The organism is Stenotrophomonas maltophilia group sp. RY12688, assembly GCF_052149045.1.
Taxonomy (GTDB): domain Bacteria; phylum Pseudomonadota; class Gammaproteobacteria; order Xanthomonadales; family Xanthomonadaceae; genus Stenotrophomonas; species Stenotrophomonas sepilia.
Genome location: NZ_CP197389.1, coordinates 3,978,842 through 3,994,955, shown reverse-complemented (window position 1 = coordinate 3,994,955; position 16,114 = coordinate 3,978,842). Strand labels below are relative to the sequence as shown.

Sequence of the window (16,114 nt, the reverse complement as noted above, 5' to 3'; positions counted from 1 at the left end):
AGCGAACCGGTGTTACAGGGAGTTACTAAGTTTTCGTTAATTTTAGTACTCGTCAGTTCGCTATTCCACGATTTGTCGGAGAAATGTCGGGGCCGTGGCTGGAACAGTTCGTCGCGCAGAATCGGACAATTCTGTCTCACTTATTCCGGTTGGCCTTTAGTATCAACCGCTTGCGCGCTCAGCCCTGCGCCTCGTCCACAACCGGCTGAACGCGGCGCACGGGCAACTTGACCCCGGCGCACGGCCTGCCGACCATAAGCTGTTAACCCGCGACATCGGCGGCCGCCCCCCTCCGGCACGTCCCCGTCCCCTGCCGCGTTCCCCACCGGTGCTGGCCGCCTGGCCGTGCATCGCCCCGTTTCCCGTTCCGGCCGCGGCTGGAGGAAAGTGCTTTGATCATCAAAATCGTCATTGCAGCGCTGTTCGTAGCCTGCGTGCTGTACATCCACTTCCGTGGCAAGGTCCGCGCGCGCTGGTCGCGCCAGCTGCTGGACCACTCCAGTTTCATGGCCCCGATCAACGTGGTCATGTACATGTTCTCGAAGGTGCCGACCACGCCGTTCCTGGACCCGGGCAAGGAGTTCCCGCAGCTGGAGCCGCTGCGCCAGAACTGGCAGATGATCCGCGACGAGGCGCTGGCGCTGCGCGACGCGCAGAAGATCGCCGCCTCCAGCACGTTCAACGATGCCGGCTTCAATTCGTTCTTCCGTCGTGGCTGGAAGCGCTTCTACCTGAAGTGGTACGGCCCGTCGCACCCGTCGGCGAAGACGCTGTGCCCGAAGACCACGGCGCTGATCGAGTCGATCCCGGATGTGCGTGCGGCGATGTTCGCGCAGCTGCCGCCGGGCAGTGAGCTGCGCCCGCACCGCGACCCGTTCGCCGGCTCGCTGCGCCTGCACCTGGGCCTGAGCACGCCCAACGACGATGCCTGCTACATCGAAGTGGACGGCATCAAGAAGAGCTGGCGCGACGGCGAGTGGATGATGTTCGACGAGACCTACATCCACCATGCACACAACGAGACGCAGCAGGACCGCGTGATCCTGTTCTGCGACATCGCCCGCCCGCTGCGCTTCGGCTTGCCGGGGCTGTTCAACCGCGCGGTGGCGGCCACGCTGCTGGCCGGCGGCGCCTCGCCGAACCTGCCGGGCGACCCGACCGGTGGCGTCAACAAGGCATTCGGCAGCGTCTACAAGGTGCGCCTGAAGGCCAAGGCACTGCGCGAGCGCAGCGTGGTGGCCTACCAGCTGATCAAGTGGGGCCTGGTGGTGGCGGTGATCGCCGGTATCTGGGCGCTTTGATCGTTGCATGAGGTTGCCGGCCAGCGGCCGGCACTACCGGAACATGAAAAAACCCGCGCTGTCGCCAGCGCGGGTTTTTCTTTTGCCTTGGTGGGTGCCGACCGTTGGTCGGCACGCATTACTTCAGTGCAGCCTGCACGAACGGCGGGGTCACCAGCACGCCGGTGTGCAGCGCGGCGGTGTAGTACAGGGTGTTGAAGGTCTTGGCGGCCGAGTCGGCCTGGCGGAAGTCGAAGCTGCTGTCGCCCTTGCGCGCCATGGTCACGCTCCACCAGCCGGTGGGGTAGCACGGCTGCGGGAACGGCAGGGTCTTGAACGAACCGAAGCCGGCCTTGCCCATCTCGGTGCGCATTTCGTTGATCAGCTCCAGCTGCATCAGCGGCGACTCGGACTGCTGCACCAGGATGCCGTCGTCCTTCAGGGCCTTGAAGCAGCTCTCGTAGAAGGCCTTGTTGAACAGGCCTTCGCCCGGGCCGACCGGGTCGGTCGAATCGACGATCACCACGTCCACGCTGCCGGCCGGGCAGTTGGCCATGTAGGCCACGCCGTCGTCGAACAGCAGCTCGGCGCGGGCGTCGTCGTTGGAGTCGCACAGTTCCGGGAAGTGCTTGCGCGCCATCACGGTGACCTGCTCGTCGATATCGCACTGGGTCACGCTCTCAACGCTGGTGTGCTTGAGCACTTCGCGCAGGGTGCCGCAGTCGCCGCCACCGATGATCACCACGCGCTTGGGCGCGGCGTGGGTGAACAGCACCGGGTGGCTGATCATCTCGTGGTAGAAGAAGTTGTCCTTGCTGGTCAGCATGATGGCCCCGTCGATGGTCATCAGGTTGCCCCAGTCGGTGGTCTGGAAGATCTCGATCTTCTGGAACGGCGACTGCACCTCGTCCAGCTTGCCGGTGATGCGGTAGCCGATGGCCGAGCCGGTGCGCTCGAAGTGTTCGATGTACCAGTTGTTGCTGTCAGTCATTGGAAAACAGTCCTGTTCGGAGGGGTGGAGCCGGGCTGGCGGGCGGGGCCGCGTGGCACAGATGCCACATCCGGACGGATCGGCCCGTTCAGGTTGGAACCTGTCACGGGCGCGGGCGCGCATGATAACGAACCTGTGGGCACATAGGCGTTATCATGCCCCCCCTTTTATTGCCAACAAGGCCGACTGAAATGACCGATTGGTCCCTCGACCAAGCCCGCAAGACCTACTCGATCCCGCATTGGGCGGACGGTTACTTCGACGTGGATCAGGCCGGGCACATGGTGGTGAGACCGACCGGGGCGGACGGCCCGGTGGTGTCGCTGCCCAAGGTGGTCGATGCGGCGCGCGCGGCGGGCGCCAAGCTGCCGCTGCTGGTGCGCTTCCCGGACATCCTCGGCCAGCGGCTGGGCAAGCTGCAGGCGGCCTTCGCCCAGGCCCAGCAGGACTGGGAGTACAGCGGCGGCTACACCGCCGTGTACCCGATCAAGGTCAACCAGACCCGCGGTGTGGCCGGCACCCTGGCCAGCCACCACGGCGAGGGCTTCGGCCTGGAAGCGGGCAGCAAGCCCGAGCTGATGGCCGTGCTGGCGCTGTCGCGCCCGGGTGGCCTGATCGTCTGCAACGGCTACAAGGACCGCGAGTACATCCGCTTGGCCCTGATCGGCCGCAAGCTGGGCCTGCAGACCTTCATCGTCATCGAGAAGCCGTCCGAGCTGAAGCTGGTGCTGGAAGAGTCCAAGGCGCTGGACGTGAAGCCGGGCCTGGGCGTGCGCATGCGCCTGGCCTCGCTGGGCGCCGGCAAGTGGCAGAACAGCGGTGGCGACAAGGCCAAGTTCGGCCTGTCGCCGCGCCAGCTGCTGGACCTGTGGAAGTCGCTGCGTGACACCGAGTACGCCGACTGCCTGAACCTGCTGCACTTCCACATGGGCTCGCAGATCTCCAACGTGCGCGACATCGCCAACGGCATGCGCGAAGCCACCCGCTACTTCGTGGAGCTGTCGCGCCTGGGCGCGAAGATCACCCACGTCGATGTGGGCGGTGGCCTGGGCGTGGACTATGAAGGCACCCGTTCGCGCAGCTTCTGCTCGATCAACTACGGCCTGCATTCCTACGCCAGCAACATCGTGCAGCCGCTGGCCAATGCCTGCGAAGAGTTCGGCCTGACCCCGCCGCGCATCGTCACCGAGTGCGGCCGCGCGATGACCGCGCACCACGCGGTACTGATCGCCAATGTGTCGGAAGTAGAAGAAGCGCAGGAAGGCCGCGTGCCGGACCAGCACGACGACGAGCCGGCGGCGATTCGCCACCTGCGCGAGATCCATGACGAGCTGGACGTGCGCCCGGCGGTGGAACTGTTCCAGGAAGCCCAGCATTTCCATGCCGAAGGCCTGGCCAGCTACGCGCTGGGCCAGATCGACCTGCCACAGCGTGCGCGCATCGACGATCTGTTCTACGCCATCGCCCACGGCGTGCGTGCGCGCCTGAGCTATGACGAGAAGAGCCACCGCCCGGTACTGGACGAACTGAACGAGCGCCTGGTCGACAAGTACTTCGTCAACTTCAGCGTGTTCGAATCGATCCCGGACGTGTGGGCGATCGACCAGGTGTTCCCGATCGTGCCGATCGAGCGCCTGGATGAAACCCCGGACCGCCGCGGCATCATCGCCGACATGACCTGCGACTCGGACGGCATGGTGGAAACCTATGTCGAGAACGAGAGCCTGGACAGCTCGCTGCCGCTGCACAAGATGAAGCCGGGCGAGAGCTACCGCATCGGCTTCTTCATGGTCGGCGCGTACCAGGAAATCCTGGGCGACATCCATAACCTGTTCGGCGATACCGACGCGGTGGAAGTGCTGGCCGATGCCGATGGCTATGCCATTACCCAGCAGCGCCGCGGCGACACCACCGACGTGATGCTGGATTACGTGGGTTACCGCCTGGACGAACTGCGGGCGACCTATGCGCAGCGCGTGGCTGCAGCGCAGCTGTCGCCAGAACGCGCGCAGGAACTGTCGGACGCGCTGGAAGCCGGCCTGACCGGTTATACCTACCTCTCCGACGAGCCGTTGGTCTGAGGTAAACGGGAATGCCGGGCACAGGCCCGGCGCTACCGGCCCCGATGAGCGCGCGCGCGATCTTCCACCTGTTCCTGCATGCCGCCGTGCCAGCGTTGCTGGCATGGTTGTTCTGGCGCAAGCGCTTCGCCTCGGCGTGGTTGTTGATGCTGCTGGGCTGGATCATCGACCTGGACCATCTGCTGGCCGACCCGATCTATGCACCGAACCGCTGCAGCATTGGTTTCCATCCGCTGCACACCGCACCGGCCATTGCGGTCTATGCCGGGCTGTGCGTGCCGAAGAAAACGCGGTTGTTCGGCATCGGTCTGATCATCCACATCGTGCTGGACGCAATTGATTGCTGGTGGATGCATCACCGTTGATGCTTGATGCACGGCGACCGGTCGGATTGGCGCTTGGTAGAGCCGGCCGCTGGCCGGCTTCCGCTGGGCGTTCCCTGTGACCACGTGGTTGCCGGCCAGCGGCCGGCACTACCCACCGTCAGGTTGGTCGCTTCACGCCACCGGCAACCACACCGTCGCGCGCAGGCCCGGCTGCACATTCTCCAGCGCCAGGCGCCCGCCATAGCTGGCGGCGATATCGCCCACGATCGCCAACCCCAATCCACTGCTGCCCACGCGCTCATCCAGCCGCACGCCACGCTGGGTGACCCGTTCCAGCGCGTCTGCGGCCAGGCCGGGGCCATCGTCGCGCACTTCGATGCGTAGCTGCCCTTCGCTGGTTTCCGCTTCGACAGTGACCTGCTGTTGCGCCCAGCGCCCGGCATTGTCCAGCAGGTTGCCCAGCATCTCCTCCAGATCCGCACTGGCACCGGCGAACTGCAGCGTCGGATCGATGCCCGCCGCCGTGAACGCGATGCCACGTTCGCCATGCACGCGTGCCATCAGCCGGCACATCGCCTGTGCGACGGCCGCCACGTTGGTGCGCTGGCGATGGTCGGCGGCCAGTCCTGCAGCCAGGTAACGGTCGACACTGGCCTGCATGCGCGCACTCTGCTCGCGCACGGTGGCCCGCCAGTGCGCGCCATCGCCGTCGGCTTCGGCGGCCAGTACGCTCAGCGGGGTTTTCAGCGCATGCGCCAGATCCTGTGCACTGGTGCGCGCGCGCGCGACCATGCGTTGCTGGTGGTCAAGCAGTGCGTTGAGTTCTTCGCCCAGCGGCGCAACCTCTGCCCCCAGTCCCTGCGTGTCGATGCGTTGCGCGTCGCCGCGCCGTACCTGTTCCAGCTGCGCACCGAGGCGATGCAGTGGACGCAGGCCGAAGTGCACCTGGCTGGCCAGCACTGCCAGCCAAGCGGCGACCAGCACGCCCAGCGCGATGGCGGTGCGCTTGCGGAATGCAGCGACATCCGCATCCAACGCACTGCGATCAGTGGCAACCACGGCCACGAACGGTTCGCTGGCGCGTGGCAGGCGCACCTGCTGCACGCGTGCGCGCAGGGATTGCTGCAGCGGCCCGGCCAGGTTGCGGGTGGCCGGCCCGGCAACCGGCGCCGGCAGGGTTTCATCCCACAGCGAGCGTGACTGCAGCAGCACGCGGCCATCGGCACCGGCGATCTGCCAGTAGGCACCGGAGAACACGCGCTGGAAGCGTGCGTCATTGGGTTCCTGGCGCAGGCGCAGCTGTCCGTCCGCATCCATTTCGGCCTGCGCCAGCAGGGTCAGCATGTCCTGCTGCAGTTCGTGGTCGAGGCGGTCACGCGCACTGCGCTTGAACAGCTCGCCCAGCAGCGCGCTGGCCAGCAGCGAGACCAGCAGCAGGCCGACGCCGCCGGCCAGCAGCAGGCGCCGTCGCAGCGATGGTTGCCGGCTCACGGCGCGGCCAGCCGCCAGCCCTGGCCGCGCACGGTCTGGATCAGGTCGATGCCGAGCTTGCGGCGCACGCGACCGAGCAGCACGTCCAGTGCGTTGGAGTCCGGGTCGTGGCCACCGTCGAACACCTGCTCGCCCAGCCGGTCGCGGCCGATCACCTGGCCGCTGTGATGGATGAAGTAGCTGAGCAGGCGGAACTCCTGCGGACTGAGCGGCAGCGCCTGCCCATCCAGTTCAAAGCGGCCGGCATTGACGTCCAGCTGCAGCGGGCCGCAGTGCAGGCGCGGGCTGGCGTGGCCATGGCTGCGGCGGATCAGGGCGCGCAGCCGCAGCACCAGTTCGTCGGCCTGGAACGGTTTGGTCAGGTAGTCGTCGGCACCGGCATCGAAGCCAGCCAGCTTGTCGTGCCAGCGCCCGCGCGCGGTCAGCACCAGCACCGGAAAGCTGCGGCCATTGCCGCGCCAGCGCTCGATCACGCTCAGTCCATCCAGTCCGGGCAGGCCGAGGTCGACGATGGCGGCCTGCAGGTCCTCGATCTGGCCGATCTCCTCGGCCTGGCGACCGTCGGCGACCACCGCCACCACATAGCCGGCCTGTTCCAGCAGGGGCACCAGGCGCTGTGCCAGTGCGGCATCGTCTTCGGCCAACAGGATGCGCATCAGTCGTCGAGCTCCGTCTTCAGCAGCTTTCCGCTGCGCGCATCATAGTCCAGCTCCACCACCACGCCGTCGCCGCGCAGGATCTCCACTTCGTAGACGCCGTCGTCCAGCTCGACTTCCAGCAGTTGGCCCGGGTAGCGCTTGAGCGCATCGCGCACCACGCTCTCCAGCGGCACGTAGCGGCCCTGCTGCACGGCGCGACGCGCGACCTGCTGCGCCGGGTCCTGCAGGGGCGCGGCGGCGGTCGGGGCGTTGGCCAGGGCCAGCAGCAGGGGCAGGGTGGCGAGCATGCGGGTAAGGAAAGAGAGAGGGGTACAGGCGCGAGTGTGCCGGGGATGACTAACAGCCGGCTAACAGCCACGGCTAAGGCGCTGTTAACCGAGGCATGCATCGTGGCGTTGCCGGGATGGTCCGGCCACGAACACGAACAGGAGAACCCCCATGTTGAAGTCGCTCACCCTCGCCACCGTTGCCCTGCTGGCCATTGCACCGGCCGCACAGGCCGCACCGCTGGGCATGGCCCAGGTCGAACAGACCCTGCGCAAGGCCGGCTACACCCAGATCCACGAGATCGAACGCGATGACGGCCTGTGGGAAGCCGACGTGAGCCGCGCCGATGGCCGCTTCAGCGAAGTCTACGTGGACCCGAAGACCGGCGAGATCTTCGATGAGCACAGCGGCCGCGCGCTGCTGACCACCGAGCAGGTGCTGGCACGGGCGCAGTCGCATGGCCTGCGCGAGATCCATTCGCTGGAACGCGATGGTGCGACCTGGTCGCTGGAAGCCCGCAATGCCCGCAACCAGAAGGTAGAGGTGCGCCTGAGCGGCTATGACGGCCGCATCCTGCACAGCGAGCGCGATGGCTGGCTGGATTGATTCGCGTGCCGGTAGGTGCCGGCCGCTGGCCGGCTCACGGGGAGAAAGCGTGTCGACCAAGGTCGACACCTACCGGGCATAGGTACCGGTAGATGCCGGCCGCTGGCCGGCACACGGGGAGAAAGCGTGCCGACCAAGGTCGACATCTACCAAGCGTACGCAGCGATAGCGGCCACCTGGGTCGGCCCGGGCCCGGCGCGGAGCTTACCAGCCGTACGGCGGCGGGTAGTCCCAATAGCCCGGGCCGCGGCCGTAATAGCCGCCATACGGACCGAAGAAGCCCGGTCCCTTGCCTTCGCTCACGTGGATGTTGACGTTGACCCCGTGGGTCTTGCCCTCATCGGTGGTGTAGTTCTTGCTCAGGTTCAGCGTGGCCGCGTTGTAGTGGCTGTTGCCACCGTTCTTGGAATAGCCGATGCCGGTGGTGAAACTGCCGGACACCTTGACCTTGTCGTCGGTGACGTCGGCGATCTTCGCGTCGTCGTGCACGCGCGGGCCGCTCTTGTCACCGTAATAGGTGCCGGGCGGGTCCTGCTGCAGGGCCGGGTCGTTGAGATAGCGCATCGGCGCCTGCGGCAGCGTCAGGTCCAGGCCGGCAGCCTGCGGCGCGGTGGCGCCGGCGGCGGACTGGGCCAGCACGGTTCCCGGCAGGGCCAGGCACAGCAGCAGGGTCAGGGGGCGGATCATGACGGCGCTCCAGCGAACAGGTGGCCACGCAACACGCGGCGGTACAGGCCGATGCTAGCAGGGGTTGCTTGAATGATGCCTGTCGGCCCCGGATTGGGGTAGAGCTGGCCACGGCCGGCTGCAGGTCACAACCGCCCGAACCCGAACAGCCCTTCCAGCGCATGCCTGCGCCGCTCGATCCGGGCGCGCAGCAGTTGGGCGCCGATCATCGAATAGGTGATGCCGTTGCCGCCGTAGGCCATGGCGAAATGGACCCGCGGCCCCCACTGCGCGTGCGGGCCGAAGAAGGGCAGGCCGTCGGCGGTTTCGGCGAAGGTGCCGGCCCAGGAAAAGGCGGGCACCGGGTCCAGCCGCGGGAACCAGTGCAGCAGCTGATCCATCAGCTTTTCGGCCTTGCGCTGCACGCGCCGGTCGCGCCGCGCCGGGATATCGATGGCGTCATCCAGCCCACCCACCAGCAGGCGGCGGTCGCCGGTGGCGCGCAGGTACAGGTACGGGCGTGCGCTCTCCCACACCATCGTGCGCTGCAGCCGGCCCAGCGTGCCTGCATCGATCGGGTCGGTGATGAAGGCGTAGCTGCTGCGGTTGCGCGCGACCCGCTGTTCAAGCCAACGCTGGTTGGCGTAGCCCATGGCCAGGACCACGTGGCGGGCACGGACCGTGGCGCCGGCCTCGGTCATCGCCGTTGCGCCCTGCGCGCCAGGCTTGAGCGTGTGCAGCACGGTGCGGTCGTGCACATGGCCGCCGCGACGGCGCACGCGTTTAAGCAGGCCGTAGGTGAGGCAGTAGGGATCGACCCGCGCCGCCTGGCGGGTCAGCAGGGCGCCGCCGGCATCCACGTCGAAGCGTTCGCGCAGGGCTTCGCGGTCCAGCCAACGCGCGTCCAGTCCAATATCACGGCGTGCAGCTCCTTCGGCCATCAGGCGCGGCACGTCGCGCCGCCGGCTGGCCAGGTACAGGCTGTCCATCTGCCGGAAGTCCACCTCCTTCAGCCCGCGTGCCACTTCAGCCAGCGCCGGGATCGCGTCGGCACAGGCAAGGTAGGCCAGGGCGGCGGCATCCTTGCCATAGCGCTCGGCCAGTTCCAGCAGATGGGTATCGATCTCATACTGCAACAGCGCGGTGCTGGCCGCCGTGCTGCCCCAGCCGATGTCGCGCTGCTCGATCACCGCCACCTCGTGGCCGTGGGCGGACAGTTCGTCGGCGATCAGCGCACCGGTGATGCCGCCACCGACCACCAGCACGTCGCAGCGCAGATCCTGCTCCAGCGGGGGAAAGGCCTGCAGCAGTCCGTTGCGCACTGCCCACCAGGGGTAGCCACTTTTCAGGTCCATGCGTGGTCGTGCTCAGGCGGTGGGGTGGCCGGTATGCGGGGTCTGGATCAGTTCGGACAGATCGAAGCCCTGCAGGCGGGCCGCGGCCAGATAATGGTCCTGCACGGTCGCGTCCAGGCGTGGCTCGCGCGCCAGCAGCCACAGGTACTTGCGATCCGGGCTGCCGACCAGCGAGACGCTGTAGTCCGGGGCGACCTGGATCACCCAATAGTCGCCCTTGGCGAACGGCAGCCAGCGCAGGCCCTTGGGCAGGAAACTGACCTCCAGGCGCGCGCTGTCGTTGTCGACGGCGCAGGCCTCGCCGGTGGCCTCTTCGATCTCGCCGTCCATGCGGCAGCGGTTGGTGACGCCGACATTGCCGTTGTCGAGCAGGGTGTAGTGCGCCGACACATCGGTGCAGCCTTCCGGCTCGTGGCGCATCGGTAGGCGCGCGATCTCGTACCAGGTGCCCAGGTAGCGCGGCAGCTTGAGGTCGGCGACGGTCTTCAGCGGCGGGTGCTCGGTCATCGGTCATCGTGGCAGGGGCGGGCCTCCACGATGCCGATGGGCTCGCCATGGGCGGGTGAAGCCGGGGCGATGGCCGTGTCCAGAACGATCCGTCGCCGCTGCGACGTGCCTGTTGTCACCGGCATGGCGGTATCCTGCCGCCAGCGCCGTGTTTTCCTGATCCAACCAAGGTGGAGGTGCCGATGTACCAGGTGATCCTGTTGAAGAGTGAATCCGCGTTCGCACGCGAACAGTGGCCGCAGGTCGATGATCTGGTCGACTACGAGGGCGTCAGCTACAGCCTGCGAGCCGGCCCGCGCCAGCCACTGCCGACCGACCACGAGTGGCACCCGGTGGCGGTATATGCGCCCGATGAGATCACCGAGGAAGAGTTCCAGGACTGGTACGCGCTGCAGCAGCCGACCGTGGAAGAGCTGCGCCTCAAGTACTGATACTGCTGCGCGTCCCACATCCGTCCTTTACCGCCTCTGACGTATAGTCGCGCGCAGGCGCGGTGGTCCGCGCGAACCGGTGTGGCGCGTGTCTTCTTTCCTGCGATCGATCCGTGCACGAGGGCCCTGGTGGGCCCTGCTGCTGTGCACTGCCTTCCTGCTGTCCGCGCCGGTGCTGGCGCAGGAGGAGGACCCCACGCCCAAGCAACAGCTGGCGGACATCGATTCGCGGTTGAAGGATGTCGAGCGCAAACGTGGCGATGCGGAAGCCACCGAGACGCTGGCGATGCTGTCCGAGAATGCCTCGCAGGCACGGCGTGACGCCGAGGCACTGGAAAAGGCACTGCAGCCCCAGCTGGATCGCATCAACGAGCAGCTGGCGCAGCTGGGGACGCCTGCCGAGGGCACCACGGAGCCGCCGGAGCTGGCAGCGCAGCGACGGGCCATAACCAGGCAGCGCGACGCCCTGGCCGCGTCGGTGGCCCAGGCCAAGGCCAGTGCCGTGCGTGCACAGCAGCTGGCGGCGGACATCGAGCAGCAGCGCACCGCACAACGTACGGAAGAACTGGGCCAGAAGGTCGCCTCGCCGCTGTCGCCTGCGTTGTGGAGCAAGGTGGCCGAGCGCCTGCCGATCGATATCGCGCGCGTTGCGCCGTTGGCCGAGCAGGGGCGTGACGCGCTGGTGGCCGGCATCCGCACCCATGGCTGGGGCACGCCGTTGCTGGGCCTGCTGGCCGCGCTGGTGATGATGTTCCCGCTGCGGTTGTGGCTGCGCAGGCTGGGGCGGCAGTTCGCCGCGTCCGAGCGCGCGCCTGATGGACGACTGCGCCGGTCTGGCCTGGCGATGTGGCTGCTGCTGGTGGGCACGCTGCTGCCCGGTTATGCCGTGGTGGTACTGATGGCGGCGCTGGATGCGATCGATGCCATCGCGCCGCGCTTGCAGGTCGTGGCCGACGGCCTGGAGACCGCCACCTTCCGTGCGGCGTTCATTGCCGCGCTCAGCGCCTGCCTGCTGGTGCCCAAGCGCCCGTCATGGCGGCTGTTGAACCTGGACGACACCGCCGCGCTGAAGCTGCGCAAATATGCCTGGGGTGCGGCGGCGCTGGCCTGGCTGAGCACGGTGCTGGTGGCCCTCGACCAGGCTACGCGCACCAGCGACGTCACCACGGTGGCGTTGGACGGCCTGATTGCCCTGACCTACCTCGGCCTGATCATGGCCATGCTGGTGACCCTGGCGCGCCTGCATCGCCGGCAGACCGCCGAGGCCGAGGCCAAGCTGGAAGCACAGGCCGATGGCGTGGGGGCAACCACGCCCGTGCGCCGCAGCAGCTGGCTGGTGCTGGCCCGGGTAGCGGGCAATATCGCGGTGGTGGCGGCCATCGTTGCCACGTTGCTGGGCTACCTGAATTTCGCCAAGTTCGTGAACCAGCAGCTGATCGGCGGCAGCATCGTCGTGCTGGCCGCAACCCTGCTGTTCAAGTTCGTCGATGACCTGAGCACCTGGATGCTCAACGCCGACAGCAAGGTCGGCCAGACCATCCTGCTCAGCACCGGCCTGAGCGTATCGCGGCTGGAACAGGCGGGCGTGCTGCTGTCGGCGGCGTTGCGCACCATCGTCGTACTGATCGCGCTGCTGGCGCTGGTGGCACCGTTCGGCAACATCGGCGCGGTGGTGGAGCGCTTCTCTTCGCTGTTCACCTCTGGATTCGACATTGGCGGAACCAAGCTGGAGCCGGTGCGCATCGTGCTGGCGGTGCTGGTGCTGCTGGCTGGCCTGGCCGTTACCCAGCTGGTACAGCGCTGGCTGACCGACACCTACCTGCCCAAGACCGAGCTGGATCTGGGCGCGCGCAATTCGGTGAGTACCGTTGCCCGCTATGTGGGCATCATCATCGCGGTGATCTGGGCGCTGTCGGCGATGGGCCTGCAGCTGAGCAAGCTGGCATTGCTGGTCAGCGCGCTGTCGGTGGGTATCGGTTTCGGCCTGCAGGTGATCACCCAGAACTTTGTTTCCGGCCTGATCCTGCTGGCCGAGCGGCCGGTGAAGATCGGCGACTGGGTGAAGCTGGGCGACCAGGAGGGCGACATCCGCCGCATCAGCCTGCGATCGACCGAGATCCAGGTGGGCGACAAGTCGACGTTGATCGTGCCCAACTCCGAGCTGGTCACCAAGACCGTGCGCAACATGACGATGGGCAACAACCAGGGCCGCATCCAGATCCAGTTCGCGGTGCCGCCCAGCACGGATGTCGGCAATCTGCGGCAGGCGCTGCTGGATGCGTACACCGCGCACACCAACGTGCTGAAACAGCCGGCACCGACGGTCTACATCGACAGCATTGCCGGTGGCCAGATCACCATCAACAGCTTCGCTTACGTGGCCAGCCCGCGGCAGGTGTACGCCACCCGCAGCGACCTGTACTTCAGCCTGTTGCAGATCCTGGCCGAGCGGAACATTCCGCTGTCGACCCCGACCGACATCCACATCATCCGCGATCCGCAGGAGTAGGGGTTTCTTTGCAGGGCTGCGCCCTGCACCCGCTACAAGCCGGAGCTACGGCAACGGCAACGACAAAAGCTGGTTTCCTGTGGGATGGCGGGGTGGGTCCGGTTGCGGGGGCCGCTGCAGGTACCCCTCCGGGGCCCGGCCCAGCCGCTGGCGGCTGCGCGTTCGGGCGGTTGCGAAGCAGTGCTTCGCAAGCGAAGCGCCCTCACCCATGTAAGCTCGGTCGCCGCATCCATGCGGCTCACGCCCCCGCAACCGGACCCACCCCGCCTTCGACAGTTTTCCGCGATCTTTTGGAATTGCTTTTGGGGTCAGATCCGTTTTCCTCCGGAAAACGGATCTGACCCCAGATTGATTTCGATATCTCACAAAAGTGTCGACCAAGGTCTGCACCTACCGACAGCCGCAGGACTCTGTCAGAGGTGGGGCGGTGTCGGAGTGCGGGGTGTCAGCCGCATGGATGCGGCTGCCAAGCCTCCAGGGACGGATTTACGGCGTCCCCGCACTCCGACACCGCCCCGCCCAACCACGGAATGCACGCTGTTGCTGTTGCCGTTGCTCCGGTTTGTAGCGGGTGCAGGGCGCAGCCCTGCAAATAGGCCTACCCCCGCGGTCGGCTGCGCGAGGGCACCAGTGCGAACGTATCCACCGCCAGCTTCTCGGCGTGGTTCAACCACGCGCGGATCTCCAGATCGTCCACTTCGTGATCCAACCCGAACGACACGTTGATCTTGCCGTTGGCATCGGGCTGTACCCACTGCTGGGCCAGTACCACCTTGCGCTGCGAGGACACCGCTTCGATCCAGAAACCGCGGTCCGGGCGCGTGCTCGCCACCAGTTGCAGCATGTACTGGCCGGCACGCGTACGGCGTCCCTTCTGGGTGATCATGTGTGCCTGGCGCACGCTCGGGCGCGGGCCCTGGAGCGTATCCAGCGGTGCATCCACCGCGATGCCACCGCGCAGGTCGTTGTCGCGGTACAGCTTGAAGCCGTTGTCGCGGTTGACGAGCAGGGCGCACCAGTCACCATCGGCCGAGCCGTCCTCGAACGCGGTGCAACGGTCGACGTAGGCCAGGGTGTTGTCCGGGTTGGCATCATCGAACTGGCGCGAGGTGTTTTCCAGGTACACCGACTTCAAGCCCCACTCCTTGTCGTACTCCAGCAGCACCGGCGGCTGCACGTGCTGCAGGCCAACGACCACCTGGTCATCGCCATCGATCTTCAGTTCGCGGGTCGGCTGGCCCAGCCACAGCGAACGGGCGAAGGCCAGGTACTGCGGGTAGTCGCGGCCATCATCGCGCCGCGCGGCCACGCTGGCACTGGGCGCGCGCTGCGGGTCGATCAGCGAGCGGCCAAAGCCCATCGTCTTCAGGTTCGGGTCCAGCAGGCTGAGCAGGGTCGCACCGGAATCCAGGGTGGTGCCAGCGTCGGCACTGAGCTGCTGCGGGGCAATGCCGTCGCCGAGGAACAGCAGCAGGTTCTCGCGCTTCTGCTTGGCCAGCACGTGGCTGAGGTCGTTGGGCATCGCCAGGTGGTCGGAGGCGATCACGATCAGCGTGTCCTTCCCATACGGGCTGGCCTGGATACGCTCGACCAGCTGTGAGATCAGGCGGTCGGTGCACTTGAGTGCATTGAGCAGGCCGATGTTGCCGTACCCGCTCCGGTAGCGCTCGCCCTTGCACGACACCGGCAGGTGGCCCGCCGGGTGGTGGGTGTCCATGGTCAGCGTGGTCAGCATGAACGGTGAACCGGCGCGTGAGAGCTGCTCGAAGCGCTGGTAGGCGGTGTCCAGCAGCACGTCGTCGTGCACGCCCCAGGCCGAGTAGTGGATGCGGCCGATCTTCTTCTGCTGCTTGAACCATGCCAGGTCATGCACTTCGTCAAAGCCATGGCTGGCCAGGAACTGGCCCTTGCCGGCGAACTGGCCGTTGGCGCCGCCCAGGTAATGGTTGGTGTAGCCCTGCTGCTTCAGGTAGTCGCCCAGGCACACCGCCTTGGGCAGGAAACTGCCCATGCGGTCCATGCTGTTCTCGTCGCCCTGCGAGGTGGTCAGCGGCACGCCACACATTGACGACACCAGGCCGGCGATGGTCCAACCGCTGCCTTCGGCCGAGGCCAGGCCACGTACGTCCAGCGACTCGGATGCCAGGCGGTTGAGGTTGGGCATCAGGCCGGGAAACACGGCCTCGTCCAGATAGGTGCGTTCCAGGCTCTCGCCGTAGATCCATACGATGTTGCGCGGGCGCTGCAACGGCTGCGTCGGCACTTGGTACTCGGGGGCGATGCGGGCGAAATCGACCGGGCGCAGCTGCTGGTAGAGGCGTTGGCCGTCACGGGCCAGCGGACTGATCAGGATCGTGGCCACCCACACGGTCGCGAAACCGGCGAACAGCGCACCACCGTGGCCGGGCCGGCGCCAGCGCTTCACCCGCGTGGCAAACAGCGGCAGCAGCGAGACCAGCGCCAGCACGATGAAGCCGGCGATGTAGCCCTTGAAGTCGGAGACACCAGCGCCTTCCATGTCGGCGCCGAGGTGATAAAGCGTGGCGGCGTTGAGCCCATCCCCGGACAGCTTGTCGATCAGCCACCACGCGCTGAGCATCAGCAGTAGCAGCGAGAATGCACCGGCCTTCCACCACACCCACTTGTCGGACGCGAGGAACAGCCAGCACAGCAGCAACAACGACAGCAGCAGTATCCAGAGCATAGGCAGCTTCGGCAGTGACGGGGTGGTGGTGATGGACGTCGTACCGACGCGTGTCCATCCGACCGGCGCTGCTGCAAGCACATCCACATGACAGGCCGATGACCCGATAGTGCATGCACGAACCTGACTGAAATGTTTGTTGGAATGACGCGCGCGCGATCACGCCGCGAAGGTAAAACGAGCGTGAAAGGCTTCGTTGGATTGCATTAAAAACCGCATGAATACGCGGCTTTTTCGCCAA

General features: G+C 66.7%; 14 protein-coding genes. 6 read left to right on the top strand and 8 right to left on the bottom strand.

Annotated elements, in window-relative coordinates; genetic code table 11:
- Positions 1–395 precede the first annotated feature (395 nt).
- Positions 396–1,301, top strand: coding sequence for an aspartyl/asparaginyl beta-hydroxylase domain-containing protein (locus ACS0OT_RS18520; protein ID WP_032954620.1), 906 nt, complete (start codon positions 396–398; stop codon positions 1,299–1,301).
- A 118-nt stretch (positions 1,302–1,419) separates the two neighbouring features.
- Here the strand turns inward: ACS0OT_RS18520 and speE are convergent, their stop codons facing one another.
- The gene (speE, locus tag ACS0OT_RS18515) at positions 1,420–2,271 is read right to left on the bottom strand and encodes a polyamine aminopropyltransferase (RefSeq protein WP_005419974.1); all 852 of its coding nucleotides are present in this window, start codon (positions 2,269–2,271) and stop codon (positions 1,420–1,422) included.
- A gap of 191 nt (positions 2,272–2,462) precedes the next feature.
- Here speE and speA point away from each other — a divergent pair, with 191 nt between their 5' ends.
- Complete coding sequence (speA, locus tag ACS0OT_RS18510; protein WP_061480252.1) at positions 2,463–4,352, top strand: arginine decarboxylase; 1,890 nt, start codon at positions 2,463–2,465, stop codon at positions 4,350–4,352.
- Between the two features lie 44 nt (positions 4,353–4,396).
- Positions 4,397–4,717: a DUF6122 family protein gene (locus tag ACS0OT_RS18505; RefSeq protein ID WP_005411369.1), complete on the top strand. Its 321-nt coding sequence runs from the start codon at positions 4,397–4,399 to the stop codon at positions 4,715–4,717.
- Between the two features lie 132 nt (positions 4,718–4,849).
- Here the strand turns inward: ACS0OT_RS18505 and ACS0OT_RS18500 are convergent, their stop codons facing one another.
- The 3 genes from ACS0OT_RS18500 to ACS0OT_RS18490 are packed head-to-tail and all read right to left on the bottom strand — an operon-like array spanning position 4,850 to position 7,115.
- On the bottom strand, positions 4,850–6,169 hold the full coding sequence (locus tag ACS0OT_RS18500; RefSeq protein WP_262220329.1) for a sensor histidine kinase: 1,320 nt from the start codon (positions 6,167–6,169) through the stop codon (positions 4,850–4,852).
- Positions 6,166–6,825, bottom strand: coding sequence for a response regulator transcription factor (locus ACS0OT_RS18495; protein WP_005419968.1), 660 nt, complete (start codon positions 6,823–6,825; stop codon positions 6,166–6,168). The genes ACS0OT_RS18500 and ACS0OT_RS18495 overlap by 4 nt, the downstream gene beginning before the upstream one ends.
- Positions 6,825–7,115: a PepSY domain-containing protein gene (locus ACS0OT_RS18490; RefSeq protein ID WP_049403791.1), complete on the bottom strand. Its 291-nt coding sequence runs from the start codon at positions 7,113–7,115 to the stop codon at positions 6,825–6,827. Before ACS0OT_RS18490 ends, ACS0OT_RS18495 begins: the two co-directional genes overlap by 1 nt.
- Positions 7,116–7,266: 151 nt before the next feature.
- On the opposite strand from ACS0OT_RS18490, the gene ACS0OT_RS18485 reads away from it, so the two are divergent.
- Positions 7,267–7,701 (top strand): PepSY domain-containing protein, encoded by a 435-nt coding sequence (locus tag ACS0OT_RS18485; protein ID WP_072167930.1) that lies wholly within the window; start codon positions 7,267–7,269, stop codon positions 7,699–7,701.
- Between the two features lie 204 nt (positions 7,702–7,905).
- Here ACS0OT_RS18485 and ACS0OT_RS18480 read toward each other — a convergent pair whose 3' ends face one another.
- From ACS0OT_RS18480 to ACS0OT_RS18470, 3 genes are all read right to left on the bottom strand, one after another.
- Positions 7,906–8,388: a hypothetical protein gene (locus ACS0OT_RS18480; protein WP_019661543.1), complete on the bottom strand. Its 483-nt coding sequence runs from the start codon at positions 8,386–8,388 to the stop codon at positions 7,906–7,908.
- A 125-nt stretch (positions 8,389–8,513) separates the two neighbouring features.
- Positions 8,514–9,722, bottom strand: coding sequence for an NAD(P)/FAD-dependent oxidoreductase (locus ACS0OT_RS18475; RefSeq protein WP_139727875.1), 1,209 nt, complete (start codon positions 9,720–9,722; stop codon positions 8,514–8,516).
- Positions 9,723–9,734: 12 nt separating this feature from the next.
- On the bottom strand, positions 9,735–10,229 hold the full coding sequence (locus ACS0OT_RS18470; protein ID WP_005419954.1) for a lipocalin family protein: 495 nt from the start codon (positions 10,227–10,229) through the stop codon (positions 9,735–9,737).
- Positions 10,230–10,411: 182 nt separating this feature from the next.
- Here ACS0OT_RS18470 and ACS0OT_RS18465 point away from each other — a divergent pair, with 182 nt between their 5' ends.
- Both ACS0OT_RS18465 and ACS0OT_RS18460 read left to right on the top strand, forming a co-directional pair.
- Positions 10,412–10,660, top strand: a complete 249-nt coding sequence (locus ACS0OT_RS18465) for a hypothetical protein (protein WP_005419952.1) — start codon at positions 10,412–10,414, stop codon at positions 10,658–10,660.
- A gap of 88 nt (positions 10,661–10,748) precedes the next feature.
- A complete protein-coding gene (locus ACS0OT_RS18460; RefSeq protein ID WP_065186534.1) occupies positions 10,749–13,169 on the top strand; it encodes a DUF3772 domain-containing protein in 2,421 nt (806 codons plus the stop codon).
- 598 nt (positions 13,170–13,767) lie between these two features.
- On the opposite strand, the gene ACS0OT_RS18455 is transcribed toward ACS0OT_RS18460, so the two are convergent.
- Positions 13,768–15,873: a phosphoglycerol transferase I gene (locus ACS0OT_RS18455; RefSeq protein ID WP_111129211.1), complete on the bottom strand. Its 2,106-nt coding sequence runs from the start codon at positions 15,871–15,873 to the stop codon at positions 13,768–13,770.
- Positions 15,874–16,114 lie beyond the last annotated feature (241 nt).

Excerpts from the sequence above, each read along its gene's own strand:
- speE (WP_005419974.1), bottom strand. The coding sequence starts at position 2,271 with ATGACTGACAGCAACAACTGGTACATCGAACACTTCGAGCGCACCGGC.
- speA (WP_061480252.1), top strand. The coding sequence starts at position 2,463 with ATGACCGATTGGTCCCTCGACCAAGCCCGCAAGACCTACTCGATCCCG.
- ACS0OT_RS18505 (WP_005411369.1), top strand. The coding sequence starts at position 4,397 with ATGAGCGCGCGCGCGATCTTCCACCTGTTCCTGCATGCCGCCGTGCCA.
- ACS0OT_RS18495 (WP_005419968.1), bottom strand. The coding sequence starts at position 6,825 with ATGCGCATCCTGTTGGCCGAAGACGATGCCGCACTGGCACAGCGCCTG.
- ACS0OT_RS18490 (WP_049403791.1), bottom strand. The coding sequence starts at position 7,115 with ATGCTCGCCACCCTGCCCCTGCTGCTGGCCCTGGCCAACGCCCCGACC.
- ACS0OT_RS18485 (WP_072167930.1), top strand. The coding sequence starts at position 7,267 with ATGTTGAAGTCGCTCACCCTCGCCACCGTTGCCCTGCTGGCCATTGCA.
- ACS0OT_RS18480 (WP_019661543.1), bottom strand. The coding sequence starts at position 8,388 with ATGATCCGCCCCCTGACCCTGCTGCTGTGCCTGGCCCTGCCGGGAACC.
- ACS0OT_RS18475 (WP_139727875.1), bottom strand. The coding sequence starts at position 9,722 with ATGGACCTGAAAAGTGGCTACCCCTGGTGGGCAGTGCGCAACGGACTG.
- ACS0OT_RS18470 (WP_005419954.1), bottom strand. The coding sequence starts at position 10,229 with ATGACCGAGCACCCGCCGCTGAAGACCGTCGCCGACCTCAAGCTGCCG.
- ACS0OT_RS18465 (WP_005419952.1), top strand. The coding sequence starts at position 10,412 with ATGTACCAGGTGATCCTGTTGAAGAGTGAATCCGCGTTCGCACGCGAA.
- ACS0OT_RS18455 (WP_111129211.1), bottom strand. The coding sequence starts at position 15,873 with ATGCTCTGGATACTGCTGCTGTCGTTGTTGCTGCTGTGCTGGCTGTTC.